Origin of the sequence: Micromonospora sp. WMMA1949 (assembly GCF_027460145.1) — a bacterium.
Lineage (GTDB): Bacteria > Actinomycetota > Actinomycetes > Mycobacteriales > Micromonosporaceae > Micromonospora.
Genome location: NZ_JAPZBG010000001.1, coordinates 2,440,151 through 2,464,161, shown reverse-complemented (window position 1 = coordinate 2,464,161; position 24,011 = coordinate 2,440,151). Strand labels below are relative to the sequence as shown.

At 72.3% G+C, this 24,011-nt stretch carries 28 protein-coding genes and 3 tRNA genes; 15 read left to right on the top strand and 16 right to left on the bottom strand.

Translation table 11 applies throughout. The features are described 5' to 3' along the window. Window positions 1-58: 58 nt before the first annotated feature. Window positions 59-2,365: a carboxypeptidase-like regulatory domain-containing protein gene (locus tag O7607_RS11605; protein WP_269703077.1), complete on the bottom strand. Its 2,307-nt coding sequence runs from the start codon at window positions 2,363-2,365 to the stop codon at window positions 59-61. Window positions 2,366-2,525: 160 nt separating this feature from the next. On the opposite strand from O7607_RS11605, the gene O7607_RS11600 reads away from it, so the two are divergent. The 5 genes from O7607_RS11600 to amcA all read left to right on the top strand — a co-directional run bounded on the left by O7607_RS11600 (window position 2,526) and on the right by amcA (window position 7,189). Next, window positions 2,526-2,879 (top strand): sterol carrier family protein, encoded by a 354-nt coding sequence (locus tag O7607_RS11600; RefSeq protein ID WP_269703075.1) that lies wholly within the window; start codon window positions 2,526-2,528, stop codon window positions 2,877-2,879. 168 nt (window positions 2,880-3,047) lie between these two features. Continuing rightward, the gene (gene purF, locus O7607_RS11595; RefSeq protein ID WP_269703073.1) at window positions 3,048-4,565 is read left to right on the top strand and encodes an amidophosphoribosyltransferase; all 1,518 of its coding nucleotides are present in this window, start codon (window positions 3,048-3,050) and stop codon (window positions 4,563-4,565) included. 57 nt (window positions 4,566-4,622) lie between these two features. Continuing rightward, window positions 4,623-5,777: a phosphoribosylformylglycinamidine cyclo-ligase gene (gene purM, locus O7607_RS11590; RefSeq protein ID WP_120572279.1), complete on the top strand. Its 1,155-nt coding sequence runs from the start codon at window positions 4,623-4,625 to the stop codon at window positions 5,775-5,777. A 127-nt stretch (window positions 5,778-5,904) separates the two neighbouring features. Further along, complete coding sequence (gene amcB, locus O7607_RS11585; RefSeq protein WP_269706946.1) at window positions 5,905-6,996, top strand: cyclophane-forming radical SAM peptide maturase AmcB; 1,092 nt, start codon at window positions 5,905-5,907, stop codon at window positions 6,994-6,996. After that, window positions 6,977-7,189 (top strand): multiple cyclophane-containing RiPP AmcA, encoded by a 213-nt coding sequence (gene amcA / locus O7607_RS11580; RefSeq protein ID WP_269703069.1) that lies wholly within the window; start codon window positions 6,977-6,979, stop codon window positions 7,187-7,189. The genes amcB and amcA overlap by 20 nt, the downstream gene beginning before the upstream one ends. A gap of 149 nt (window positions 7,190-7,338) precedes the next feature. On the opposite strand, the gene O7607_RS11575 is transcribed toward amcA, so the two are convergent. After that, window positions 7,339-7,554: a DUF3073 domain-containing protein gene (locus tag O7607_RS11575; protein ID WP_013283429.1), complete on the bottom strand. Its 216-nt coding sequence runs from the start codon at window positions 7,552-7,554 to the stop codon at window positions 7,339-7,341. Between the two features lie 291 nt (window positions 7,555-7,845). Next, the gene (locus O7607_RS11570) at window positions 7,846-8,928 is read right to left on the bottom strand and encodes a Leu/Phe/Val dehydrogenase (RefSeq protein WP_269703067.1); all 1,083 of its coding nucleotides are present in this window, start codon (window positions 8,926-8,928) and stop codon (window positions 7,846-7,848) included. 175 nt (window positions 8,929-9,103) lie between these two features. Here O7607_RS11570 and O7607_RS11565 point away from each other — a divergent pair, with 175 nt between their 5' ends. Next, window positions 9,104-9,943: a hypothetical protein gene (locus O7607_RS11565; RefSeq protein ID WP_269703066.1), complete on the top strand. Its 840-nt coding sequence runs from the start codon at window positions 9,104-9,106 to the stop codon at window positions 9,941-9,943. A 256-nt stretch (window positions 9,944-10,199) separates the two neighbouring features. Continuing rightward, a complete protein-coding gene (locus O7607_RS11560; RefSeq protein ID WP_007073996.1) occupies window positions 10,200-10,409 on the top strand; it encodes a BldC family transcriptional regulator in 210 nt (69 codons plus the stop codon). Window positions 10,410-10,464: 55 nt separating this feature from the next. Here the strand turns inward: O7607_RS11560 and O7607_RS11555 are convergent, their stop codons facing one another. After that, on the bottom strand, window positions 10,465-10,863 hold the full coding sequence (locus O7607_RS11555; protein WP_269703065.1) for a PPOX class F420-dependent oxidoreductase: 399 nt from the start codon (window positions 10,861-10,863) through the stop codon (window positions 10,465-10,467). A gap of 54 nt (window positions 10,864-10,917) precedes the next feature. Here O7607_RS11555 and O7607_RS11550 point away from each other — a divergent pair, with 54 nt between their 5' ends. Then, the gene (locus O7607_RS11550; protein ID WP_269703064.1) at window positions 10,918-11,697 is read left to right on the top strand and encodes a class I SAM-dependent methyltransferase; all 780 of its coding nucleotides are present in this window, start codon (window positions 10,918-10,920) and stop codon (window positions 11,695-11,697) included. A gap of 53 nt (window positions 11,698-11,750) precedes the next feature. On the opposite strand, the gene O7607_RS11545 is transcribed toward O7607_RS11550, so the two are convergent. Further along, window positions 11,751-12,038, bottom strand: coding sequence for a hypothetical protein (locus O7607_RS11545; protein WP_043327533.1), 288 nt, complete (start codon window positions 12,036-12,038; stop codon window positions 11,751-11,753). 162 nt (window positions 12,039-12,200) lie between these two features. Between O7607_RS11545 and O7607_RS11540 the strand changes: the two genes are divergently transcribed. Beyond that, on the top strand, window positions 12,201-13,058 hold the full coding sequence (locus O7607_RS11540) for a 3-hydroxyacyl-CoA dehydrogenase family protein (protein ID WP_269703063.1): 858 nt from the start codon (window positions 12,201-12,203) through the stop codon (window positions 13,056-13,058). After that, window positions 13,055-13,798 carry an enoyl-CoA hydratase/isomerase family protein gene (locus tag O7607_RS11535; RefSeq protein ID WP_269703062.1) on the top strand — a complete coding sequence of 248 codons (744 nt, stop codon included), beginning with the start codon at window positions 13,055-13,057 and terminating at the stop codon, window positions 13,796-13,798. Before O7607_RS11540 ends, O7607_RS11535 begins: the two co-directional genes overlap by 4 nt. Before the next feature lie 57 nt (window positions 13,799-13,855). Here the strand turns inward: O7607_RS11535 and O7607_RS11530 are convergent, their stop codons facing one another. After that, window positions 13,856-15,193: an ABC transporter substrate-binding protein gene (locus O7607_RS11530; protein ID WP_269703061.1), complete on the bottom strand. Its 1,338-nt coding sequence runs from the start codon at window positions 15,191-15,193 to the stop codon at window positions 13,856-13,858. Between the two features lie 166 nt (window positions 15,194-15,359). On the opposite strand from O7607_RS11530, the gene O7607_RS11525 reads away from it, so the two are divergent. Together O7607_RS11525 and O7607_RS11520 are read left to right on the top strand one after the other, a co-directional pair. Continuing rightward, window positions 15,360-15,749: a hypothetical protein gene (locus O7607_RS11525; RefSeq protein ID WP_043327529.1), complete on the top strand. Its 390-nt coding sequence runs from the start codon at window positions 15,360-15,362 to the stop codon at window positions 15,747-15,749. A gap of 46 nt (window positions 15,750-15,795) precedes the next feature. Continuing rightward, a complete protein-coding gene (locus O7607_RS11520) occupies window positions 15,796-16,500 on the top strand; it encodes a DUF2786 domain-containing protein (RefSeq protein ID WP_269703058.1) in 705 nt (234 codons plus the stop codon). A gap of 45 nt (window positions 16,501-16,545) precedes the next feature. On the opposite strand, the gene O7607_RS11515 is transcribed toward O7607_RS11520, so the two are convergent. Then, entirely contained in the window at window positions 16,546-17,061 is a 516-nt protein-coding gene (locus O7607_RS11515) for an SRPBCC family protein (protein WP_269703056.1), read from the bottom strand. A 196-nt stretch (window positions 17,062-17,257) separates the two neighbouring features. Between O7607_RS11515 and O7607_RS11510 the strand changes: the two genes are divergently transcribed. Further along, complete coding sequence (locus O7607_RS11510; RefSeq protein ID WP_269703054.1) at window positions 17,258-18,220, top strand: hypothetical protein; 963 nt, start codon at window positions 17,258-17,260, stop codon at window positions 18,218-18,220. 108 nt (window positions 18,221-18,328) lie between these two features. On the opposite strand, the gene O7607_RS11505 is transcribed toward O7607_RS11510, so the two are convergent. Genes O7607_RS11505 through O7607_RS11495 form a run of 3 tightly spaced genes read right to left on the bottom strand, consistent with a single transcriptional unit; the run spans window position 18,329 to window position 19,829 of the window. Beyond that, window positions 18,329-18,739, bottom strand: coding sequence for an arsenate reductase ArsC (locus tag O7607_RS11505; protein ID WP_269703052.1), 411 nt, complete (start codon window positions 18,737-18,739; stop codon window positions 18,329-18,331). Then, window positions 18,736-19,473 carry an aquaporin gene (locus O7607_RS11500; RefSeq protein ID WP_269703051.1) on the bottom strand — a complete coding sequence of 246 codons (738 nt, stop codon included), beginning with the start codon at window positions 19,471-19,473 and terminating at the stop codon, window positions 18,736-18,738. The genes O7607_RS11505 and O7607_RS11500 overlap by 4 nt, the downstream gene beginning before the upstream one ends. Continuing rightward, window positions 19,470-19,829, bottom strand: a complete 360-nt coding sequence (locus O7607_RS11495; protein ID WP_269703049.1) for an ArsR/SmtB family transcription factor — start codon at window positions 19,827-19,829, stop codon at window positions 19,470-19,472. Before O7607_RS11495 ends, O7607_RS11500 begins: the two co-directional genes overlap by 4 nt. Before the next feature lie 76 nt (window positions 19,830-19,905). Between O7607_RS11495 and O7607_RS11490 the strand changes: the two genes are divergently transcribed. Next, on the top strand, window positions 19,906-20,343 hold the full coding sequence (locus O7607_RS11490; RefSeq protein ID WP_269703046.1) for an ArsI/CadI family heavy metal resistance metalloenzyme: 438 nt from the start codon (window positions 19,906-19,908) through the stop codon (window positions 20,341-20,343). An 86-nt stretch (window positions 20,344-20,429) separates the two neighbouring features. On the opposite strand, the gene O7607_RS11485 is transcribed toward O7607_RS11490, so the two are convergent. After that, window positions 20,430-20,840, bottom strand: coding sequence for a RidA family protein (locus O7607_RS11485; protein WP_269703045.1), 411 nt, complete (start codon window positions 20,838-20,840; stop codon window positions 20,430-20,432). Continuing rightward, window positions 20,840-21,664, bottom strand: a complete 825-nt coding sequence (locus tag O7607_RS11480; RefSeq protein ID WP_269703044.1) for an NAD(P)-dependent oxidoreductase — start codon at window positions 21,662-21,664, stop codon at window positions 20,840-20,842. Before O7607_RS11480 ends, O7607_RS11485 begins: the two co-directional genes overlap by 1 nt. A gap of 79 nt (window positions 21,665-21,743) precedes the next feature. Here O7607_RS11480 and O7607_RS11475 point away from each other — a divergent pair, with 79 nt between their 5' ends. Further along, window positions 21,744-22,640 carry a LysR family transcriptional regulator gene (locus O7607_RS11475; RefSeq protein WP_269703042.1) on the top strand — a complete coding sequence of 299 codons (897 nt, stop codon included), beginning with the start codon at window positions 21,744-21,746 and terminating at the stop codon, window positions 22,638-22,640. A 63-nt stretch (window positions 22,641-22,703) separates the two neighbouring features. Here O7607_RS11475 and O7607_RS11470 read toward each other — a convergent pair. The 4 genes from O7607_RS11470 to O7607_RS11455 form a co-directional block, all read right to left on the bottom strand. After that, window positions 22,704-22,777 (bottom strand) — tRNA-Phe (locus tag O7607_RS11470). A 76-nt stretch (window positions 22,778-22,853) separates the two neighbouring features. Beyond that, window positions 22,854-22,927 (bottom strand) — tRNA-Asp (locus O7607_RS11465). A gap of 33 nt (window positions 22,928-22,960) precedes the next feature. Continuing rightward, window positions 22,961-23,033, bottom strand: a tRNA-Glu gene (locus tag O7607_RS11460). A gap of 143 nt (window positions 23,034-23,176) precedes the next feature. Continuing rightward, entirely contained in the window at window positions 23,177-23,962 is a 786-nt protein-coding gene (locus O7607_RS11455) for a polysaccharide deacetylase family protein (RefSeq protein ID WP_269703040.1), read from the bottom strand. Window positions 23,963-24,011 lie beyond the last annotated feature (49 nt).

Here is a 24,011-nt window from a genome sequence, read left to right as displayed (position 1 = left end):
TGACGACTGTGGCCGCCCGCTGTTCGCGGGCGGCCACAGTTCTCACGTCTGGTGCCGGTCAGTCGTCCAGCCAGTCGAGGCGTCGCCCGCCCCGGTCCGCCTGTCCGTCCGGGCGGGCGCGACCCGCCTGCGCCGGGTCGTTGGGGTAGCCGTTGTCGTAGCCGCCCCCGCGCTGCTGCGGCGGCTCCTGACCGTAGCCGCCCTGCTGGCCGTAACCACCCTGCGGGGCCTGGCCGTAGCCGTCGCCGTACCCGCCGCCCTGCTGGCCGTAGCCGCCCGACTGGTGACCGCCGTCGTAACCGCCACCGGCGTTGCCGTAGCCACCGGCCGGCGCGTCGCCGTAGCCGCCCTGCTGACGGCCGTTGTCGTAGCCACCGGTCGCGTTGCTGTCGTAGCCACCCTGCGAGCGGCTGTCGTAGCCACCGGGGTTGTCGTAGCCGCCTGCGGGCGCGTCGCCGTATCCGCCGCCTGCCGCGCGACCACCGTCGTAGCCGCCGGCCGGGGCGTCACCGTAGCCACCCGCGGGGGCGTTGTCGTACCCGCCGGTCGGCGCGTCGCCGTAGCCGCCGCCCGCGGTCCGGCCGCCGCCGTACGCCGGGGCGTCGCCGTACCCGCCGGTCGGGTTGTCGCCGTAGCCACCGCCCGCGGCGTTGCCGTAGGCGCCGGTGGCCTCGCCGTATCCGCCCTGCGGCCGAGCGTTGTCGTACCCGCCGGTCGCGCCGTTGTCATAGCCGCCCGAGGCGGCGCCGCCGTAGCCACCGGCCGCGCCGTAACCGTCGGCCTGCTCCGCGCCACGGCCGTACGGGGCCGAGCCGGCCTGGTCGTAGCCGCGCTCCTGCTCCGGCTGGTAGGTGCTGGTCGGGTACGGGTCGGCCGCCGGCGCGTACTGCGTGCTGTCACCGGTGTAGCGGCCGGTCGGCTCGTCGAAGCGTTCGTTGCCGTAGCCGCCGCCCTGGGCCGCGTAACCGGCCGCGCCGGCCGCCCCGGCACCGGCGGCGTAGTCCGGGCTGCCGTAGCCGGCACCGGAGGAGGGGCCGTTGCCGTAGCCGCCGCCCGAGGAGGGCGCGTTGCCGTAGCCGCCCGCGCCGCCGTAACCACCCTGGCCCGGTGCGTCGTCGCCGTAGCCGTAACCGCCCTGGCCACCGCCGACGCCGTAGGACGGGCCGGGCGGGGCGCCGTACGGGTCCGGCGGGACGTCGTCCACCACCGGCCGCTGGAGCATGGTGGGGGCGTCGCTGATCGAGGGGCCGCCGACCATCGTCGCGGACGGTCCGGCGCCCATGCCGTTCACCACCCGGGTCTGGTCGTCGGTGCCGTGGTACGCGCCCCGGGCCGCCGGAATCGCGCCGGCCGCGGCGGCCCCACCCGGGCCACCCGGACCGGTCGGCCCACCCGGACCGTCGCCGTCGTCGTCGCCCTCGTTCTTGCGGCGCATGTAGAGCAGCACGATGGTGCCCACGCCGACGGCGACGAAGAGGCCGCCGAGCAGGATGAGCAGCCAGGAGCCGAAGCCGCCGGAGTCCTCGTTGGCGGCCGGCTGCTGCGCGGCGGGCGCCTCCGCCGACGGGGTGTCGGTCGCCTCCTCGTCGAGCGGCTCCTCGGACGGCGGAGCGGACTCACTCGCCGACGGGGTGGCGCTCGGGCTAGCCGACGCCCGCAGCTGGATGCTGAGCCGGACGCCGGTCACCGACTGGCCGGCGTTCGCGTTTATCGACCGGGCGACGGGCGAGGCGCCGTCGGTGGAGGCGCCGAGGTCGATCCGGCCGGGCGCGATCGGGTTGGAGTCGGAGCCGCTGAAGCTGAAGTTGCCGTTGCCGCTGGTGTTGGTGCGGCGTTCCTTGCCCGCGCTGTCACGGAGCATGACCAGGGCGCCCTCGATCGGGTCGCCGTCAGCGTTGACCACCTTGCCGGAGACCGTCTTGACGGTCTGCGGCTGCTGCGGCGCCTCGACCTTGCCCTTGACCGCCAGCTGGAAGTTGCCGGTGGCCGGGTCGGAGTTGCTGGGCCGGACCTGCACCGTGACCGAGGCGTTGGCGTCCTGCGCGTTGTCGCTGGCGCGGATGGTGAGCAGTTGCGTCCGCGGCCTGTTGTTCCCCGGCGGGAAGTTGATCTGGCCGCAGCCCGAGGCGCAGCTGACACCGGACGGAAGGCCGGTCAGGCCGATCTCCGCGCTCTCGTCGCCGTCGCCGGGAGTGACCTGGACGCTCACGGTCGCGTCGCTACCGGCGTTGACCGTAATCGATCCCGGGGAGACGCTGACGTTGGCGGCGAAGGCGGGAGCTGCGGGGACGGTGAGCAGGGCGCCGAAGACCAGCGCTACGACCACACCGGCCCGCTGCTTCCAGGCACGTCGGTGTGTTGACACGTCCACCGCCTTCCGGGTCTGACCTCCCCACCGGCCGCTCGGCCGGGGTTGATCACTCACGGTACGAATAACGCCGTCGGCAACTATGCCTTGTCTGACCGGATCATCTCTACCCAGGGCCGCCGTCGGACGGCCTTCTGCCGGGTCGTATCGTCCCGTCGTGTCCTCTCCGCACGCTTATTCCGAAGCGGTACTCGCCGCGCTGGCGGCGCTGGACGAGGGGCGTACGCCCGAACGGCCGGTGCTCCGGGAGGCGGTCCGGACCCTCTTGGCTGCCCTCGCGGATCGCGCCCCCGGCCGATCGGTGGAGGTGCGCGTCCCACCCTACGGTGCGGTCCAGTGCGTGAGTGGTCCACGACACACCCGCGGTACGCCGCCGAACGTGGTCGAGATGGATCCGGCGACCTGGCTGGCGGTTGCCACCGGGCGACAGGGGTGGGCGGAAACGGTCACGGAGGGTCGCATCCGGGTTTCCGGAAACCGGGCTGACCTCTCCCCGTACCTCCCGATTTAGGCGTCGGGCAGCGCAAACCCTGCTCACGCTGAGCGGAGACTCCGTGACTGTCAGTGGCGACTGCTGGTCGCGTACACTGAGAGCCGACGACGGTCCCGGCCCATGCGTGCGGAGCTGCCCCCCTGACTCCGCCAGGCCAGTCCAGACCCCACTGCGAGGGAGCGGCAGGTGCCCCGAGGCGATGGCCGGCTGAGCCACGACCTTGACCCCCAGCGACCCGGCCCACAGGACGCGTGCGGCGTCTTCGGCGTCTGGGCGCCGGGTGAAGAGGTCGCCAACCTCACCTACTTCGGGCTCTACGCCCTCCAGCACCGGGGTCAGGAGGCCGCGGGCATCGCGGTCAGCGACGGTTCCGGTGTCGTGGTCTACAAGGACCTCGGCCTGGTCGCCCAGGTGTTCGACGAGCCGACGCTGGCGAGCCTGCGCGGGCACGTCGCGATCGGGCACGCGCGCTACTCCACCACCGGCGGCTCGACCTGGGAGAACGCCCAGCCGACCATCCGGGCCACGAGTGCCGGCACCACGATCGCGCTGGCGCACAACGGCAACCTCGTAAACACCGCCGAGTTGCAGCGCGAGGCCGCCGTGCGCGGGCTCGACTCCGACGGCTCGACGAACGACACCTCACTGGTCACCATGCTGCTGGCGAGCCGGCCCGACCTGTCGGTCGAGGCGGCCGCGCTCGAGGTGCTGCCGCAGCTGCGTGGCGCGTTCAGCTTCGTCTTCATGGACGAGTCGACGCTCTACGCGGCGCGTGACGCGCACGGCGTACGCCCGTTGGTGCTCGGCCGGCTCGAACGCGGCTGGGTGGTGGCGAGCGAGACCGCCGCGCTGGACATCGTCGGCGCGAGCGTGGTCCGCGAGGTCGAGCCGGGCGAGCTGATCGCCATCGACGAGAACGGGCTGCGGTCCAGCCGGTTCGCCTCGCCCGAGCCCAAGGGCTGTCTCTTCGAGTACGTGTACATCGCCCGGCCGGACGCCACCATCGCCGGCCGCAACGTGCACGCCGCGCGGGTGCAGATCGGCCGCCAGCTCGCCAAGGAGCACCCGGTCGAGGCCGACCTGGTGATCCCGGTGCCGGAGTCCGGCACGCCGGCCGCGATCGGCTACGCCGAGGAATCCGGCATCACCTACGGCCAGGGCCTGATGAAGAACCCGTACGTCGGGCGCACGTTCATCCAGCCCTCGCAGACGCTGCGCGCGCTCGGCGTCCGGCTGAAGCTGAACCCGCTGCGGCAGAACGTCCGCGGCAAGCGTCTGGTCGTGGTGGACGACTCGATCGTGCGGGGCACCACCCAGCGGGCGATCGTCCGGCTGCTGCGCGAGGCGGGCGCACTGGAGGTCCACGTCCGGATCTCCTCGCCGCCGGTCAGCTGGCCCTGTTTCTACGGCATCGACTTCGCCACCCGCGCCGAGCTGCTCGCGAACGGGCTGGACAACGAGGGCATCCGGCGGTCCATCGGCGCCGACTCGCTCGGTTACGTATCGCTGCCCGGTCTCATCGCCGCGACCGAGCAGCCGAAGAGCCGGCTCTGCCGGGCGTGCTTCGATGGGGAGTACCCGATCGAACTGCCGGCCGGGAACCTGATCGGCAAGCACGTGCTCGAAGGAGTGGGACGCCGGGTCGCCGCAGAGGCGACCGGGCCGACCGGTCCGCTCGTCGCCACACCGACCCATCACCCGTAGCACCACCGACGCGGGTCCGGCCGCTCCGGGCTCGCGGGAACCACAAAGGGGAGAACCGTGACGCACGTGTCCGAGCGCAGCGGCGCAGGATCCAGCCCGACGGGCGCCGGCGGCGACCGCCAGCCCTGGTCGGCGGGGTCCGGCCGGACGCAGCGCAAACGCTCGGTCTCGTACGCCGACGCCGGGGTGTCGATCGAGGCGGGCGACCGCGCCGTCGAGCTGCTCAAGTCCAAGGTCAAGGAGACCCGGCGCCCCGAGGTCATGGGTGACCTGGGCGGCTTCGCCGGCCTGTTCCGGCTGGACACGAAGAAGTACAAGAACCCGATCCTGGCGTCCTCGACCGACGGCGTGGGCACCAAGCTGGTGATCGCCCAGCAGCTCGACATCCACGACACGGTCGGCATCGACCTGGTCGCCATGGTCGTCGACGACCTGGTGGCCTGCGGCGCCGAGCCGCTGTTCCTCCTCGACTACATCGCCACCGGCGAGGTCGTACCGGACAAGGTCGCCGAGATCGGCGCCGGCATCGCGGACGGCTGCCGGTACGCCGGCTGCGCGCTGCTGGGTGGCGAGACCGCCGAGCACCCGGGCGTGCTGCGCCCCGACGAGTACGACATCTCGGCCACCGGCGTCGGTGTGGTGGAGGAGAGCGAGATCCTCAGCCCGGAGCGGGTCGAGGTGGGCGACGTCGTGATCGCGATGCGCTCGTCCGGCCTGCACTCCAACGGCTACTCCCTGGTCCGGCACGTGCTGCTCGGCGCCGGCCGGATGCGGCTGGACGTGGTGATCGACGACTTCGGCCGCCAGCGGACGCTCGGCGAGGAGCTGCTCACCCCGACCAAGATCTACGCGCAGGACTGCCTCAAGCTGATCGCCGAGGCCGAGGTGCGGGCGCTGGCCCACGTCACCGGCGGCGGCATCCCCGGCAACCTGGTCCGGGTGCTGCCCGAGAACGTCGACGCCGTGGTCAACCGCTCCACCTGGAAGCCGCAGCCGATCTTCGACCTGATCCAGTCCAAGGGCCGGATCGAGGACCCGGAGATGGAGGCGACGTTCAACATGGGCGTCGGCATGTTCGCCATCGTCTCCGCCGAGGACGCCGACCGCGCGCTGGCCACCCTGACCGGCCGGGGCGTGGACGCCTGGCAGGCCGGCGAGATCATCGAGGGGTCCGGCAACGTGCAGATGGTCGGACAGCACACCCGAGGCTGATCACCCTGCGCCGATCGGCCGGGCACGTGATCGGGGGTTCACCCGAGCGGTCGCCGCGGCCTAGCCTGGAGGTTCGGTTTTCAGGCAGGCGGGGGAGGTGCTGATGGCTGCGCGCGCGCCCGAAGGGATGCGGGGCATCGCCGCCGTCCCGTCGTACGTGGTGATGCAGCCGACGACGCTGTGCAACCTCGACTGCGCCTACTGCTACCTCCCCTTCCGGGCGGCCGACAGGCGGATGCCGGTGGCCGTCGCCGAGGCGGTGGCGGCGTCGGTGAACCCGTGGGCGGCGGGCGGTCGCTTCTCCGTGGTCTGGCACGGTGGCGAGCCGCTCGCGGCCGGCCGGGAGCACCTGGCCGCGCTGCTGGCGCCGTTCGGGCCGGACGTCGAGCACCACGTGCAGACGAACGCCACGCTGATCGACGACGCCTGGTGCGCGTTCTTCGCCGAGCACGGGGTGCGGGTCAGCGTCAGCGTGGACGGGCCACGGGCGCGCAACGGCGAGCGGGTCACCCGGGGCGGGCGGCCCGCGTACGACCGGATCGTGGCGGGTGTGGCGGCGCTGCGCCGCCACGGCCTGCCCTTCTCGGCGCTCGCGGTGGTTTCGCGGCCGGAGCCGGGCCTGGCGACCGAGCTGTACGACTACTTCCTCGACCTGGGCTGCGACGTGCTCGGCGTCAACATCGAGGAGACCGAAGGCGTCAACACGCGGACGAACGCGCGCGACGAGGGCGCGGTCACCGGGTTCTGGGCGGAGTTGGTCGCGGCCTGGCGCCGGGATCCCCGGATTCACCTGCGTGAGGTGGAGTGGTCGCTGCGGTACGCGGGCGCGGTGCTGGCCGGCACCGCGGACGACCTGCTGCCCCGCAGTCTCGACCCGATCCCGACGGTCGGGCACGACGGCTCGGTGGTGGTGCTCTCGCCCGAGCTGGCCGGCTTCACCGACGCCCGGTACGGCGACTTCGCCAGCGGAAACGTGCTCACCACGCCGCTGGGCGACATCCTCGCCGGCGCGGCCGGCACACCGTGGGTGGACGAGTTCCTCACCGGCGTGGAGGCGTGCCGGACGTCCTGCGCGTACTTCGGGTTCTGTGGCGGTGGGCACGCCGCCAACCGTTACTTCGAGCTGGGGCGTTTCGACGGTACGGAGACCGAGCACTGCCGCAACAGCAAGATCCGCCTACTGGAGGGAGTGTTGGAGCATGCCCGAGACCATCAGTGACACCGACCGGGAGGCGGTTGCCGACCGGGTGCGGGACGCCGCTGCGGGGCTTACCGCTCTGCTCCGTGAGGCGGAGGCGGCGCGGCTGCTGCGGGCGGAGGTGCCGGGAGGCGACGGCGCCAACGCGGTGTGCGCGTGGAACCACTTCGAGAACATCCCGACGTTCTACAACTGGAACAACCGGCCGCGCTGAGGGGACGGTTCCGCGATCAAGGACCTGCCGGCGCGTCGGAGCGGACGCCCGGAGCGCCGGCAGGTCCCTGATCGTCGGTCGTGAGCCGGCTCAGCAGAGCACATGCGTGAGCACGCGGGGGTTGCCGCGTGCTCAGATGTGACCGGAGGTCAGCGGGTCGGACGAGCCCAGGTGTCCGGGTCGTCGTCCGCGTGGTCCTCGTCATCGTCGTCGACATACTCTTTGTAGTCGTCGTCGAAGTTGTGCTCAGACTTACCACTACCCGCCAGTTCGCGCTGCAAGGCGGTTAGGTCGGTGTTCGGGGAGTGGTACTTCAACTCCCGGGCCACCTTCGTCTGCTTGGCCTTAGCACGGCCGCGCCCCATGGCTCGACCCCCTCGCACAGAATGCGGGGCAGCCCGAAGGCGGGCCCCGATGACGTCAGGCATCTCTCGTGGCTCTTACGGTACATGGGGATGCCATCGTTCGGCACCTCGGGTCACCGTCGGCTGGACCTGCGCGTCGCTGTGGTCCCGCCGTCACAAAGTGTACCGGGTAAGGGGTAAGGCCCGGGGCTGGCCGTGACACCGGACAAATGCGTACGAACAAGCCCGAGATTCAGCTTAACGCGCGCGGCCTCCGGGGGTGGAGCGCCGCTCCGCCCCCGGAGGTGAGCTTCACCGCAGATGGATCGTCCGCAGCCGGCCGACCTCGGCCATCCGCCGCTCGGCGAGCCGGTCCGCGGCGACCGCCGGCGGCACGCCCTCGTCGTCGGCGAGCTGGAGGATCTGCCGGGTGGTGTCGAAGATCCGGGTCGCGCGCAGCTTGGCGCGGTCGAAGTTGAAGCCCTCGATCTCGTCGGCGACCTGGATCACGCCGCCCGCGTTCACCACGTAGTCCGGCGTGTAGAGGATGCCCCGGTCGGCCAGCACCTTCTCGATGCCCGGGTGGGCGAGCTGGTTGTTCGCCGCCCCGGTGACAACCTTCGCCCGCAGCACCGGCACGGTGTCGTCGTTCAGCGCGCCGCCGAGCGCGCACGGCGCGTACACGTCGATGTCGGAGCTGACCAGCGCCTCGGTGTCGTCGACCAGGGTGACCTGCGGGTGGGTGGTGCGCGCCCACTCCTGGGCGCGCGGGTTGACGTCGGTCGCCACGACCTCGGCGCCGTCGTCGAGCAGGTGTGCGGTCAGGTACTTGCCGACCTTGCCCAGCCCGGCCACGCCGACCCGCCGGCCGGCCAGCGTCGGGCTGCCCCAGACGTGCTCGGCTGCCGCCCGCATGCCCTGGAACACGCCCCAGGCGGTGAGGATCGAGGAGTCCCCGGCGCCGCCGTGCTCCACGCTGCGGCCGGTCACGTAGCGGGTCTCGCGGGCGATCACGTCCATGTCCGCCACGTAGGTGCCCACGTCGCAGGCGGTGTAGTAGCGGCCGTTCAGCGACTCGACGAAGCGGCCGTACGCGCGCAGCAGCGCTTCGCTCTTGATCTGCTCGGGGTCACCCCAGATGACCGCCTTGCCACCACCGAGGTCGAGGTTCGCCAGGGCGTTCTTGTAGGCCATGCCGCGCGAGAGGTCGAGCACGTCGGCGAGGGCGTCGGCCTCGCTGGCGTACGGGTAGAACCGGGTGCCGCCGAGCGCGGGGCCCAGCGCGGTCGAGTAGATCCCGATGATCGCTTTCAGGCCGGACTGCTTGTCCTGGCAGAAGACGACCTGCTCATGCCCCGTGGAGACGGGGTCGTCGGTACTGGCGAATACGCCCATGGCTGACTCCTGTGTCGGTGTGCGCCCTTGTGGGGCGCGGAACCCGGGTGGCACGCCGGCGGGATGCTGCCGGTGTCGTAGAGCCTAATATCGGCCCGAACCGTACTGTCGCGCATGTCACGCCACGGGCCCGAGGGCGGCGACGGGCGGTCCCGTCTCGTGGGAGGATCGCGCCGTGCCGTCGCTCTTCGCTTCATACCTGCGCGTGTACGAGCCGCTCACCGCCTTCGACCGGGACCGGCAGTCGTACTGGCGCCGGTACGTCAGCGAGGGCCGCGCGATCGCTCCGCTGGAGGGTCCGGTGCGGCAGCGGACCGCGGTGATCGAGGCGCTCGGCGCCGGCTGGACCCGGCTGCCGGACCTGCCCGACGAGGCGTACGTCCTGGAGTCCGACGACGCGTTGCTGGTCTGCCCCTGGAACCTGCGTATCCGGGTCGCCGAGGCGGCGCTGAGCGCCCGCGACGGCGTGCCCTCGGTACTCGCCGACGCGTTCGTGCCGCCGGTGCTCGCCGGGCAGGCGAGGGCCGTGGTGGAGGACTGGCGCAGCGGGGCCCGGGTGCTGGAGCACGGGGTGCCCCGGGTGCATGAGCAGATCGCCACCTGGGGAGTGCCGCTGCGCTGGTTCGTGCTGTTCGAGGCCGGCGAGCGGCATCTGGTGACCGAGCCGGAGCGGCGGGCGCTGCGCTACCGCACCGAGATCTCCAAGGCGCGCCGCCGGGCGTCGCGCGCGCTGTCGGTGCTGCGCAAGTCGATCGGGGAGGCGCCGATCACCGAGGCGGTCGAGGAGGCGGCCCGGTGGCTGGAGGAGTTCCACCCGCGTTCGGTGGTCGAACTGGACTACGGCGGTCTGGTGCAACTTCTGCCGGACGAGACGCTCGAGGCCGACGACTCGACCGATCTGGTGGCCACCGGACTGTCCGGACTGGGCCGGGGCGAGGCCGAGGAGGCGTCCGCCGCGTACGACAAGCTGGTCGCCCGCTGGCGCGCGGTGCAGCTGCTGGAGCGCTGCAACTGACGCCCGGTTTGCCCCGCTAAGTGGCCTTGGACACGAGAGTGTCTCGTAGCTGATGCGTCACGAACCGTGATCATGAGTCCGAATAAGGTACTTTCTGCAGCATAAAAGTAGTAAAAATCGGGCATGGTTCATCCGTCCGTCTAGGGACCTTCAGCCGTTCGGCCCATGTCGGACATCGGGGACTAGCCGGACCATGGGAGACGCGTCGGCCGGCGGGACCCCGGCCGATGTCTATACATGTGGAGGAGTGACCCCGATGGCATCGCGAACGCACGAACCTGAGCCGCTACTCACACCGGCCGAGGTGGCGTCGATGTTCCGTGTCGACCCGAAGACGGTGACCCGGTGGGCGAAGGCTGGCAAGCTCAGTGCCATCCGGACCCTTGGTGGCCACCGCCGCTACCGCGAGTCGGAGGTTCGGGCCCTGCTGCAGGGGCAGATCCCCCAGCAGCGCCAGGGAGACTGACGAACCGGCGTTCTCCGGCGTTCCGATCAAGGGCGGTGCCGTCACGGCGCCGCCCTTAGTCGTGTCCGGAGCCCGGTCCGTCCAGCACGATCCGCAGCCCCACCGTGCCGCGCTCGCCCCGGCGCAGCCGGCTACCGAGCAGGCTCAGCCGCCCGATCAGCCGGTACTTCTGCTTGAGCAGCCCCCGGACCCGGTTCGTGCTCTCCGGGTCGGCGATCGTCGCGTGACCCGGCACCGCCTCGCCGTGCGGCCGGCCGCGTACGTCGCACGGCGCCACGGTGACCCGGCCGTCGCGCCGGATGCGCTTCACCTTGCCGGAGTCGGCCACCGTCCACACCGCCAGCCCGTCGCCGTCGCGTACCGCCCACACCGGAGTCGGCACCGCCCGGCCGTCCTTGCGGAACGTGGTGAGCAGGACGTACTTCTCCGCCGCCAGGCGGTCCAGGTCGGTCACGCCGCCAAGGATACGGCCGCCACGGCGCCGCCGACCGCCGGATAGCGTGCTCACATGACCGGGGAACCCGAGATCGGCGACGTGTTCGGCGAGATGATCCGCGACGCGTACGCGGTCGCCACCGGGATCGGACCGCGCCCGATGGCCGGCGGTCGCCTGCCCCGCCCGGTCATCGAGATCATCGAGCGCGACGACGGGCTGATCAACGGCGCGCCCGCCGGGCACTACCTGGACCCGCCGCAGCGGTGGCAGCCGCACGACCACAGGGCCGTGGACCGGGTACGCGGGCACGTGCTCGACGTCGGCGTCGGCGCCGGCCGGATCGCGCTGCACCTCCAGGACCGGGGTATACCGGTCACCGGGCTGGACACGTCCATCGGCGCGCTGCGGGTCAGCCGGCACCGGGGCGTACGCGACCTGGTGCACGGCACCATCGACGAGCACGCCGCCGACGGCCACCGGTACGACACGTTCCTGCTGCTCGGCAACAACCTGGGACTGTTCGAGGGGCGGGAACGCGCCCCGGCGATGCTCGCCGCGCTCGCCGCGCTGGCCCGCCCCGGCGCGCGGGTGATCGCCCACGGCACCGACCCGTACGGGACCACCGACCCGGTGCACACCGCCTATCACGAGCGCAACCGGCAGCGGGGCCGGCTCGGCGGGCAGCTGCGGCTGCGGTTGCGCTACCGGCTGCTCGGCACCGAGTGGTTCGACTACCTGGTCTGCTCGCCGGAGGAGTTCGCCGAGCTGGTTGACGGCTCTCCGTGGCGACTGGCCGACGTGGACGACACCGACCATCCCTACTACCTCGCCACGCTGGAGCTGCGACGTTAGGAAGGGCCCCTTTCAAGCACCTACGCGTTAAGAAGGGGCCCTTCCTTACATGCTCAGACCTGGACGGTGGGGGTGGTCTGCTCCGGGGGCAGCCCGCCGTCGCCGTCGACCACCTCGTCCGGCGTGCCGTCCTCGTCGATGTCCACCATGGTGATGTCCACCTTGCCGTCACCGTCGGTGTCGAACTGGAACAGGTCGGCCTTGCCGTCGCCGTCGGTGTCCACCACCCACACGTCGGTCTTGCCGTCGTTGTTGGTGTCCGCGCGGAGCAGGTCCACCCGCTCGTCGCCGCGGGTCTCGACCGTCTCGGTGTTCTCCGCGCTCTCCGGTGCCTGGCTCATCTCGTTCCTTCCTTCGGCGTTGACGGCCGTCCTTACCCCGTCCGCTCCGCCCCCACGCATCCCGGCGGCCCGGCCCTGCATAGGGTCGCACGCAGGAACGAGCGAGCGGACGGGCCCGGCGGCGGAGACCCCGCGCGCCCCCGCCGCGGCGAGGGGACACCGATGAGTGGTCGTTTTGTGGTCGTCGGGGCCGGCACCATGGGGCTCGGCATCGCGTACGTGGCGGCCGGCGCCGGGTACGCGGTCGAACTGGTCGAGGTCGACCCCGCCCGGGGCGCCGAGGCCCTGCGCCGGCTCGGCGAACTCTGGGACCGGGGGGTGCGGCGCGGCAAGCTGACCGAGGAGGCCGCCGCCGCCAACCGTGCGCGCGTCACGCTCCGGGCCGGGCTCGCCGAGGTGGCCGAGGGCGCCGACGTGATCGTGGAGGCGGTGCCCGAGCGGCTCGACCTCAAGCGCGCCGTCCTGCGCGAGGCGGAGAGCCGCCGGCCGGTGCTGCTGGGCAGCAACACGTCCAGCATCCCGATCGCCGAACTGGCCGCCGGGCTGGACCGGCCCGCCGGCTTCGTCGGGTTGCACTTCTTCAATCCGGTGTGGGCGATGGCGCTGCTCGAGGTCGTGGTCGGCCCGGCCACCGCGCCGGAGACCACCGAGGCGGCCGTCGCGCTCGCCGCCCGGCTGGGCAAGGACCCCGTCGTCGTACGCGACATGCCCGGCTTCGCCACCTCCCGCCTCGGCGTCACGCTCGGCCTGGAGGCGATCCGGATGGTGGCCGACGAGGTGGCGAGCCCGGCCGACATCGACAAGGCGATGGTGCTCGGCTACCGGCACCCGATCGGCCCGCTGGAGCTGACCGACCTGGTCGGGCTGGACGTGCGGCTCGACATCGCGCGCACGCTCCAGGCCGCGTACGGCGACCGTTTCGCGCCGCCGCCGCTGCTGGTCGAGATGGTCGCCGCCGGAAAGCTCGGCAAGAAGGCGGGCCAGGGGTTCTACACCTGGAAGGACGGTGTCAAGCAATGAAGGGGCTGCGGATCGAGGAACTGCCGGACCGGCTGGTGGTCACGCTGGACCGGCCGGAGAAGCGCAACGCGATCGACGCCGACCTGGTGGGTGAGCTGCACGCGGTCTGCGCCGACCTGGAGGCGCGTCCCCGGCTGCTGTTGCTCACCGGCGGGACGGCGGGCATCTTCGCCGGGGGCGCCGACATCGCCCAGCTCCGCGAGCGCGGCCGGCTGGACGCGTTGGCCGCCATCAACCAGGGCGTCTTCGCCCGGATCCGGGCCCTGCCGATGCCCACGGTGGCCGCCGTCGACGGGCCGGCGCTGGGCGGTGGCGCCGAGCTGGCGTACGCCTGCGATCTCCGGGTGTGCACGGACCGCGCGGTGTTCGGCCAGCCCGAGGTGCGGCTGGGCATCCTGGCCGGCGCCGGCGCGACCTACCGGCTGCCGGCGCTGATCGGTGAGGCCCGGGCCAAGGAACTGCTGTTCACCGGCCGGCGGGTGGACGCCGAGGAGGCGCTGCGGATCGGGCTGGTGAACCGGGTGGTCGCCGACCCGGCGGAGCTGCTGCCCACCGCGCACGGCCTGCTCGACGAGATGGCGAAGGGTTCCGCGCTGGCGCTGCGGCTGACCAAGATGGCGGTGGACGCCCCGGCGGCCGCGCACCCGCAGCTCGACCTGCTGAGCCAGGCGGTGCTCTTCGAGGACGAGGAGAAGCACCGGCGGATGACCGAGTTCCTGGACCGGCGCCGGGCCCGCTGAGCCGGACGACGAGGGCCGCACCGGTGTTCCCGGTGCGGCCCTTCGCGTCGGTACGCGTCAGTTCTTGATGTCGACTCCCGCGTCGTCCAGCGCGGTGATCGCCGGCGCGGACTCGGCGAAGCCGATGAGCAGCAGCGCCTCCGGCCCGAACGCCTTGATCTCCTTGGCGGTGCCGCTGAAGTCGACAGGCGTCTTCGGGTCGGCCGGCGGCTCGTAGGTCAGCAGCTTGATCCGGTCCGCGCCGATGCCGGCCTTCTCCAGCTCCGAGCGGACGTTCTCCTGGAGGCCCTCGCCGTACGAGTCCTTACGGGCCAGGATGGCGATCTTGCGCGGCCCGTCCCGGAGCATCACGTCGGCCAGCGCGCGACCCTGGAGGCTGTCCGGCGGGGCGGTACGGAAGTACAGGCCCTTGTCGTCCACCGCGCTCAGCCCCGCGTCGGTGTTCGACGGGGAGAACAGGATCCGGCCGGCGGCCACCACGTCGGGCAGCACGGCCCGCGAGATGCCGGAGCCGCCCGCGCCGATGATGACGTGGACGCCCTTGCTGACGTGCGAGGCGACGGTGGCCTTGGCGACCTCGGGGTTGGTGCCGTCGTCGCCCTCGATCCACTTCACCGGCTCACCGAGCACCCCACCGGCGGCGTTGACCTCCCGGATCGCGAGTGCCGCGCCGGCGGCCAGCGGCGGGTTGGCCAGCGCCAGGTCACCGGTCTTCGGCAGCAGCCCGCCGAGGACCAGCGGGGCGTCCTTCGCCTTCCCGTCGCGCAGCTTGCGACCACGCGGCGGGGTCTTGGTGCTCGCCCCGGACTCCTCACCGGCACCGACGAACTCGGTCTTGCTGTCGTCGATCTTCTGGTTGTCGAAGTGCATGGTGCCGTAGCTCGCGGTGGCCGGCTCGCCGGTGTCGGTGAACCCGGCGCGGGTCAGCGACACGCCCCGGTACTCGATGTCACGGCCGGCGCGGGCGAGCTCCAGGCAGGCCGACACGTCGTCGCAGCGCTCGCCGCCGGTGGTCACCCCGACGATCTGCTCGGCGATCTCGGCCGGCGCCGTGGTGCCGGCGAGCTGGGCGGCCAGCGCGCTGATCACGACCGCGTCGTACGACTCGGCGGAGTAGAGGAAGTCACCCAGCTTCGGGTCTACGGCGAGTAGTCGCTCCTTGAAGCTGTCGGCCAGCGGAGTGAGGGGCGTCGTGCCCTTCATCCCGTTCACCAGGTCCGCCCGGTCCTTGAGCTCCGTGGGGTACGAATTGAGCATGTTGCCGTCGGTGCCGTAGAGGCGAACCTGGGTGGCAGGCGTTTCCTCCGGCTCGTCGCTCCCGCAAGCGCTCGTGGCGAGCAGAAGCGCCGCGCAAGCCATGGACAGGGCAGCGCGCGACGTGCGTGTTCTCAGCATGGTCGTCCTTCCTCCGGCGAAGGTCCGCTGCGCACCTTAGCGTGCTCGCGCGGCAGGCGGGACTGTGGAGTCGGCTCCGTCGGCACCCCGACTGCGGGTATCACTCTGCGTGGTCAAAGTGCTGTTCGCGGGTCACGGCTTGACCCCCGGCGATACTGTTCCGCGGGTGAACGACGAAGCACAGCAGACGCTCGACGACGCGACCGCCGTGCTCCGTTCGGCCCTCGCCGGGGACGGCGCAGGCGTGGTGGGCACCTTCGACGCGGTGGTGGACCGCTCCGGCCTCGCCGGGGCGTACGGAGTGGCGTGGTGCCTCGCCGCCACCATGCTCGGCGACGACGCACCGGCCGGCGGGGCCGCCCTCGACTTCCCCGGCATCGACCAGGCCGACTACGACACCCGCTGGGTGGCCCGCTTCGTCAGCGCGTGCGCCAACGACGACGCCGACACCGGCGAGGCGCTGTTCGGGGCGGCGGCCGCCGACGGCCTGCTGCCCGACTGCCTGCTCACCCTCGCCGGATCGACAATCGCCACGCTGCGCAGCCGGTCGGACTGAACCCCGCCGCGTGGCACAACGCCCCGGCTGTGGTAGCTGTGGGTGCATGTCCGAGGCGATGCTCAGCAAGGTGCGCAAGCTGCTCGCCCAGGCCGAGGACCCGGCCTGCACGCCCGCCGAGTCGGCCGCCTTCATGGCCAAGGCCACCGAGCTGATCGCCCGCTACGGCGTCGACCGGGCGCTGCTCGCCGCACGCGACCCGGCCTCCGACCCGGTGGGCGACCGGACCGTCGAGGTGGTCGCGCCGTACGCCCGGGACAAGGCCGGCCTGCTCGCGTCGGTCGCCGAACCGTTGCGCTGCCGATGCGTACGCCGCCGCGAGGGCAACGGCTTCGTCATGCACATGTTCGGCTTCGCCAGCGACCTGGAACGGGTCGAGCTGCTGTTCACCTCGCTGCTGGTGCAGGCCGCGCACGGGCTGGCAGGTGCTGCCGTACCGGCCGGGGAGCACCCGGCGGCGTTCCGGCGTACCTGGCTGGCCGGCTTCGCGTACGTCGTCGCGGAACGACTGCGCGCGGCCGAGAGCAAGGCGGTGGCGGAGTCGGGTGGACCCTCGACCGCACTGGTGCTGACCGACCGATCCGATCGCGTCCAGCGCCGGGTCGCCGAGGCGTACCCCCGGTTGCGCACCGCCCCGCGACGACGGCTGGCGGGCGGCGGCTTCGGTTCCGGCGCGGACGCCGGCCGCCGGGCCGACCTCGGCGGCCCCGGCGTGGGAGGAACCGGCGCGGCGCCCGGCATCGGCGGCTGACCGGGCCCGCGGGGCCTGCCGGCCCGGGCGCTCGCCTCGGCGCGGTCAGGCGGCGGTGCGGGCGACGGTCGCCAGGTAGCGGCAGAGCAGTTCGTGCCAGCCCGCGGTGAGCGCCTCGCGGTAGCCCTCGGCCGCCGTGCCGTGCCGGTCGAAGTAACGGTGCTCGACGTCCACCCGGGTCTGTTCCGGACCGTCGGCGTGGAACAGGACCTCCACCTCACTGGCCCGTGCCGGATCGGGCACCGGCACCCGGTCCGGGCCGATCTGCCAGGTGAAGACCAGGCGCCGGGGCGGATCCCAGGTCAGCACGCGACCCCAGTCGTTGCGAAAGCCGTACGGCCCGATCTCGTAGAGCATGCCGCCCGCCCGGGGCTCGATGCCGATCGCGGCGAGCGCCTCCGGGCCGGACCAGGTGTACTCCCGCACCCACCAGTCGGCGAGCGCTTCGGTGAACACGGCGTACGCCCGCTCGGCGGACGCCGGGGCGAGCAGATTGCTGCGGAGGGAGAACCGGTCGGATTCCTGCCGGACCTCATCCGGATCGGCCATCTCCTGTCCCATAGGTCCGGACCATACCGGCTCATGTCTCGGTGCGCAGCTTCCGTTCCGCCCGCTTCCGGACACCGGGAACACCGGTTCCCGACAACACTGAGTGGCGGGACAGGCGCTCGGCGCAAGGCCCGGCAGGGCGGGTGACGGATGCCGTACCGGAAAGCGGGTAAGCGCCGCCGACCGGACCGATGGGAGAGCGGAGCGCATGAGCGACAGGCGAGCCACCGAACCAGTGCCGGACCCCGGCTACGAGCCGCCCGCCAAGCCGGTCGATCCCGAGTCGGAGCCGGACGTCCTGCTCGACGTCCCGGAGTTGACCGTCGACGAGATCCGGCTCGCGGTGGACGGGCTCGACGCCGACCTGTCGCTGCGCGCCCGGCTGGCCAACCTGCTCCAACTCGATGCCGGGGTCCGGGTGCACCTGGAAGGCGTCGAGCTGGACATCACCGGGGTGCGCGCCGAGGCGCTGCTCAAGGTGCGGCTGGAGAAGCTGGTGCAGATCCTCGACCGGGCGCTGACCACCATCGACCGCAACCCGCAGCTGATCGACGCGCTGGCCCGCTCGGCCGGGGTCGCCCTGGACGACGTGCACCGGCTCGCCGCGCCGGTCGTGGACCAGACCGGGCGTACGGTGGCCGCGGCCGGTGAGGTGGTCGAGCGCACCGCTCCTGCGGCGGTCAATCGAGCGGCGCCGGCGGCCGGTGAGGTGGTCGATCGGGCGGGTCCGGCGGTGTCCGGCCCGATCGAGGCACCCGAGCCGCCCCAGCGCCCGGCCCGGACGGAGTCCCCACCGGCTGGTGGCGATCGGCCGAAGCCGTCACCGGCAGGAGGTGCCCGGCCGCCGGAGCCGTCACCATCGCCCACTGGCTCACCGGCCCCTGGCGCCGGGCGGACTGAGCCGCCACCGCCGCCTGGTGCCGGGCGGGAGAGCAAGGCGAAGTCCGAGCGCGCTGCCGGCTCGGAGCCGGGCGCCGGCGCGGGCTCGTCGGCCGACCGGTCCGGCGAGAAGGGCCGCGGTTCGGAGCGAACCGGCCAGCCGGCGAGCGCCGCAGCCGAGGCGGCGCAGCTGGCGGGACAGGCCGGACAGGCGCTCCGGCAGGCAGGTCGAAGCGTCTGGGAGGCGATCCAGGGCAGCCCCACCCAGAACCGCCGCCCGCCCAAACCCTGACCCGCCCGCCCTCGCCCAGCCCACCCTCAGCCCGTTGATCAAGGAGTTTGTGTCCGGTTCACCCGCCATGGATGACACAAACTCCTTGATCAACCGGGTGTCTGTGCTTCAGCTCAGGTCGCGGCCGAGGTCGGCGAGCAGGGCCTCGACCCGGGCCCGGATCTCGTCGCGTACGCCTCGCACCACGTCGAGGGACTGGCCGGCGGGGTCGGTGAGTTTCCAGTCCTCGTACCGTTTCCCGGGGAAGACCGGGCAGGCGTCGCCGCAGCCCATGGTGACGATGACGTCGCCGGCCTCGGCGGCGTCCCAGGTCAGCCGGGCCGGTGTCTGACCGGTGAGGTCGATGCCCACCTCCCGCATGGCCTCGACCGCGACCGGGTTGATCCGGTCGGCGGGCTCGCTCCCGGCGGAGCGGACCTCGACGGAGTCGCCCGCCAGGTGGCGGAGCCACGCGGCGGCCATCTGGGAGCGGCCGGCGTTGTGCACGCAGACGAACAGGACGCTCGGCTTGTCACTCATCGCGCTTCGGTCTCCCGGGTGAGGTGCGGTACCACCACGTCGTCCGCGGTGTCGGCGGCGTGCGGGTACCAGAGGGCGAGGGCGGCGACGGCGACCACGCCGCCGGCCAGTTGGGCGGCGACGAAGCCGGGCACCGAGGCGGGCGCGATGCCCGCGAACGTGTCGGTGAGGGCCCGGCCGACGGTGACGGCGGGGTTGGCGAACGAGGTCGACGACGTGAACCAGTAGGCCGCGCCGATCCAGGCGCCGACGGCGGCCGGCGCGGCGGCGGTACGGCCGGACCGGGCGAGCGCGAACACCAGCACCACCAGGCCCGCGGTGGCGACCACCTCGGCCAGCAGGAGGTGGCCTCCGCCGCGTGCGGTGCGGGACCAGGTCACGGCCGGCAGGCCGAACATCAGGTGGGCGAGGACGGCTCCGGTGATCGCGCCGCCGACCTGCGCCACGGCGTACGCGACGAGGTCCCGCCCGGTGAGGCCGGTTCCCGCGCGCCGGCCCAGCCACCAGTCGACGGCGGACACCACCGGGTTGAAGTGGGCGCCGGACACCGGGCCGAAGATCAGGATGAGCGCGCCCAGCGCGAGCGCGGTGGCGATCGCGTTCTCCAGCAGTTGCAGCCCGGTGTCGGCCGGGGAGAGCCGGGTGGCCGCGATGCCGGAGCCGACCACGGCGGTGACCAGCAGCGCGGTGCCCGCGAACTCCGCCGAGGCACGCCGAGGCAGGGCGAGCGTCACGAGTCGTGGGCGGGGATCTGGAGCAGCGCGCCGAGCTGGCGGAACACCTCGGGGCGTACCCGGTACCAGACCCAGGTGCCGCGCCGCTCGGAGTCGACCAGCCCGGCGTCCCGCAGCACCTTGAGATGGTGCGAGATGGTCGGCCCGGACAGGTCGAACGCCGGGGTCAGGTCGCAGACGCAGATCTCCGGCGCCGAGGCGATCATCGACATCAGGCGCAGCCGGACCGGGTCGCCGAGCGCCTTGAACATCGGCGCCACCACCGCCGCCTGGTCCGGCTCCATCGGGCGTACGGACATCGGCGGGCAGCAGGCGACCGCGTTGACGTCCACCAGCGGCAGCGCTTGTTTCGACATTCCTCTAGGTTGACAGACTTCAAAACAGGGGGCAAGGTTGGGGCTACTTCGATAATCATCTAGACAGGGAGTTCACATGTCCCGCGTCCAGCTCGCCCTGCGCGTGTCCGACCTCGAAGGCTCCGTGGCCTTCTACAGCAAGCTGTTCGGCGTCGAGCCGGCGAAGCGCCGCCCCGGCTACGCCAACTTCGCGGTGGAGAACCCGCCGCTGAAGCTCGTACTCCTCGAAGGTGAGCCCGGCCTGCCGACGGTGATGGACCACCTCGGGGTCGAGGTGGCCACCACCGACGAGGTGAACGCCGCGACCAGCCGGCTCACCGAGTCCGGCCTGATCACGCTCGAGGAGAACGACACCGAGTGCTGCTACGCGCTCCAGGACAAGGTGTGGGTGCGCGGTCCCGGCGACGAGCCGTGGGAGGTCTACACGGTCAAGGCCGACTCGCCGCAGTTGGAGAAGGTGACCGAGAGCGCCTGCTGCGCCTCGGACACCGCCGAGCAGCCCGCCGCGGTCTGACCCGGATACGGCAAGGATCCCCATCGGAGTGTCCGCCGGTGGGGATCCTTCCCGACGGTTCAGCTACGCCGCCTGAGCGCCGAGCCCTAGCGGGACCGGACCACCGCCGTGACCTCGACCTCGAGCACAGCGCCCGGTAGGAAGAGCTTGCTGATTTCGACAGTCGTGCTCGCCGGCGGCGGTGTGCCCGTGAAGATCCGGCGCCGGACGGCCGCGTACGCCGGCAGGTCAGCCAGGTCCGTCATGAACGTGCGGATGTGCAGCACGTCGTCGAAGCACGCGCCGTGCGCCGCGAGCACGCCGCTCACGATCTCGAAGATCCGTTCGGCCTGGGCGCCAGGGTCTCCGGGGGCCACCACCTTGCCCTCGTCGTCGACGGCGACCTGTCCGGCGAGCATCAGCAGCGCGCCGCCGCCGACATCGATCCGGGCGACGTGCGCGAAGCGGTCGCCGAACGGCGCCGCGACGGCTGCGGGGTTGTCCAGGGTGAGGCGCATCAGCATCCCTTCGGGAAATCGGCTGAGACGAGGGAGGAGAGATCCGCGTCCTGGTCAGGCGCGGCCTGCATCAGGTCGAGGGTGGCCTCCAGCACGGGAGCCGGCGCCGGGCGGCGCAGCGCCAGCCGCGGGTCCTTCGCCGCCAACGCGACTGCGAACGAGGCGCTTGGGGCTGTGGCCCGTCCGACCGCGCCGGCAAGGGCCCCACGGCCGAGGACGTCGAGGGCGGTCTGCCTGTCGACACCGAGCGCCGTGGCGACAGCGAGCGCGTCGTGCAGCGCGGCGACAGCAGTCACCAAGCCCGTGTTCGCGACGAGCTTGACGGCGGCGCCTGCGCCGATTGGACCGCAGTGGCGGACCGTCCCGAGTCGCCCCAGCACCGGAGCCGCACTCTCCACGGCATCGGCAGGGCCGCCCGCGAAGATCACCAGCGTGCCGGCCTCGGCGGCGTTGACGCTGCCGCCGACGGGGGCGTCGAGGAGGGAGACGCCCGCCGGAAGCCGGTCGGCCACCGCTCGTACCTCGTCCGGCCCGATCGTCGACATCTGTACCACGACCGTCCCGGGCCGGAGCGCGGTGGCGGCGCCGTCCGGCCCGAACAGCACCGTCTCGACCGCGCCGGCGTCGGCGAGCATGACGACGACGACGTCGGCTCCGTCGACCGCGGCGGACGGGCTCACGGCCACCGTCGCGCCGACCGCGGCGAGCGGCTCCGAACGCTCCGGGCTGCGGTTCCACACTCTGACCCGGTTGCCACCGGCAAGGAGGCGACGCGCGATCGGCGTACCCATGTGTCCTGTCCCGAGAACCGCGATGATCTTCACGCCGTAACGCTAGGCCGGTGAGAGCAATGCGACCAACGAATGTCTCGCATACCTGCCATGCGTGATTACCATGCCTGCCATGGAGACTCAGCTGCTGGAGGTGTTCCGCACCGTCGCGCGGCACGGCTCGATCACCACCGCCGCACGCGCCCTCAGCTTCACCCAATCGGCTGTCTCCCGGCAGATCGCCGCGCTCGAGGCCGACATCGGCGCTCGGCTCTTCGACCGGCTGCCCCGTGGCGTCACCCTGACCGAGGAGGGACGAGAGCTGCTCCCGCACGCCGAGGCGGTCCTCGACCGGCTCGACGCGGCCCGGCGTGACCTTGAGGACCTGCGCGGGCTCGGCCGAGGGCGGCTGCGTGTGGGTGCCTTCCCGACCGCTGTCGCGGCTCTCGTACCCCGGGCGATGGCGTCGTTCCGCTCGTCCCATCCCGAGATCTCGCTGTCGCTGGTCGAGGGCGTGACGCCGCGGCTGCTGGAGCGCCTGCTCGCGGAGGAGGCGGATGTGGCAGTGGTCAGCACCTCGCCCACAGGAGAGCTGGACCGCGAACGATTCGACCTGCGACATCTGCTCGACGAGCGGCTCCTGGTCGCGGTCGCGCGTGACCACCGGCTCGCGCACCGCCGCTCGGTGCGCCTGGCGGACCTTGCCCAGGACGCGTTCGTCGTGGGCTCGGCCACCGCGGAGAACAGCCTGCTCCGGGCAAGCCTGCCCAGCGGCTTCTCACCGCGCATCGACATCGTCGCGGCCGAGTGGACCGGCAAGCTGGGATGCGTCGCCGCCGGGTTGGGGGTGGCTCTGGTCCCGGCCCTGGCGGTACGCGGAACCCCGCCGGACATCGCCCTGCTACGCCTGCATCCGGACGACGAGTCGGTACGGCAGATATTCGCGGCGACCGTGCGGGGCAGAACGCCGTCGCCGACGGTCACGCAGTTTCTCGAGCATCTGCGGGCGGAGGCGGCCCACCTGGGCTGAAAAGCAGAACGCCGACCTGCGTTCCCGCTGGTCGGCGCTCCTGTAGCCCGGCGAAAGGCTATGTGGCCAGGGGCGGGGTCGAACCGCCGACCTTCCGATTTTCAGTCGGACGCTCGTACCAACTGAGCTACCTGGCCGTGGTGCTCGGCACATGCTACCGCACGAGCCGATACGCAGAACGCCGCGCATCGAGCTGCGCGGCGTCAGCGCTTGCGGTCCTGACGGGACTTGAACCCGCGACCTCCGCCTTGACAGGGCGGCGAGCACTCCAACTGCTCCACAGGACCTGGCTGGTGTTGCATCCGGCGCGAGCCGGACCGTGCCCCCAACGGGATTCGAACCCGTGCTACCGCCTTGAAAGGGCGGCGTCCTGGGCCGCTAGACGATGAGGGCGGCCCCGCCATCATTGCACACTCGCAACTTCAAGCGGACTTGCTCCCATCCGGCCCCGCCGGAGGCAGGAGAAGCATATGTCATGCCTGCACGGACGGCCAAACCGGTATGGGCATGACCGTGGAGCCGGACAAAACCGCAGGTCAGCGCGGTAGGGCGATGCCGAACCGGCGCTTGATGTCCGGAATCAGGTGCCGGCACGCCGCCATCGTCTGGGCCCGGTCGCCGCCCGCGTCGTGCATCAGCACGACCGAACCGTGCCGGGTGGCCCCCTTCACCCGCTTGATGATCGTCTTCGCCGGCGGGTGGTCCCAGTCCTGCGGGTCCACGCTCCAGTGCAGCGGGCGCAGGCCCATCTGCTTGGCGACCACGACCTCCTCGGCCGTCCAGCGGCCGCCGGGCTGGCGGAACCAGGTGATCGGCGCCTTCGGCGCGGCGGCGTGAATGGCCTCGTTCGTCCGTTCCAGGTCGGATCGGATCTCGGCGGCGGACCGCCGGCCCAGGTTCACGTCGTGGTGCCAGCTGTGGTTGCAGAGCTGGTGCCCCTCCCGGACGATCCGGGCCACCAGCTCCGGGTAGCGCTTGGCCTGCTTGCCGACGACGCAGAAGGTGGCCTTCACGCGGGCCGCCCGGAGCTGGGCCAGGATCTGCGGGGTGAAGCGGGGATCCGGACCGTCGTCGAAGGTGAGCGCCACGCCGTTGCTCCCGCTGGCCCGGTGCAGGCCCGCCGGCAGCTTCTTCGGCACCGGGCGCAGCTTCGGCTTCGCGGGGGTGGTGGTCGGTGAGGGCTTCGTCACCGGCGTCGGGGACGGCGACGCCGAGGCCGACGGCGGTGCGGCGGCCTTCTCGGGTGACTTGCCGGGTTCGCCGCAGCCGGTGACGAGGAGCACCAGGCCCAGGGCGAGCGCCGACAGGGCGCGTGGACGCATTCGTCGCTCCCGGAGGGGTCGGGGTCAGACGGACTTTCCGACCGTAGTG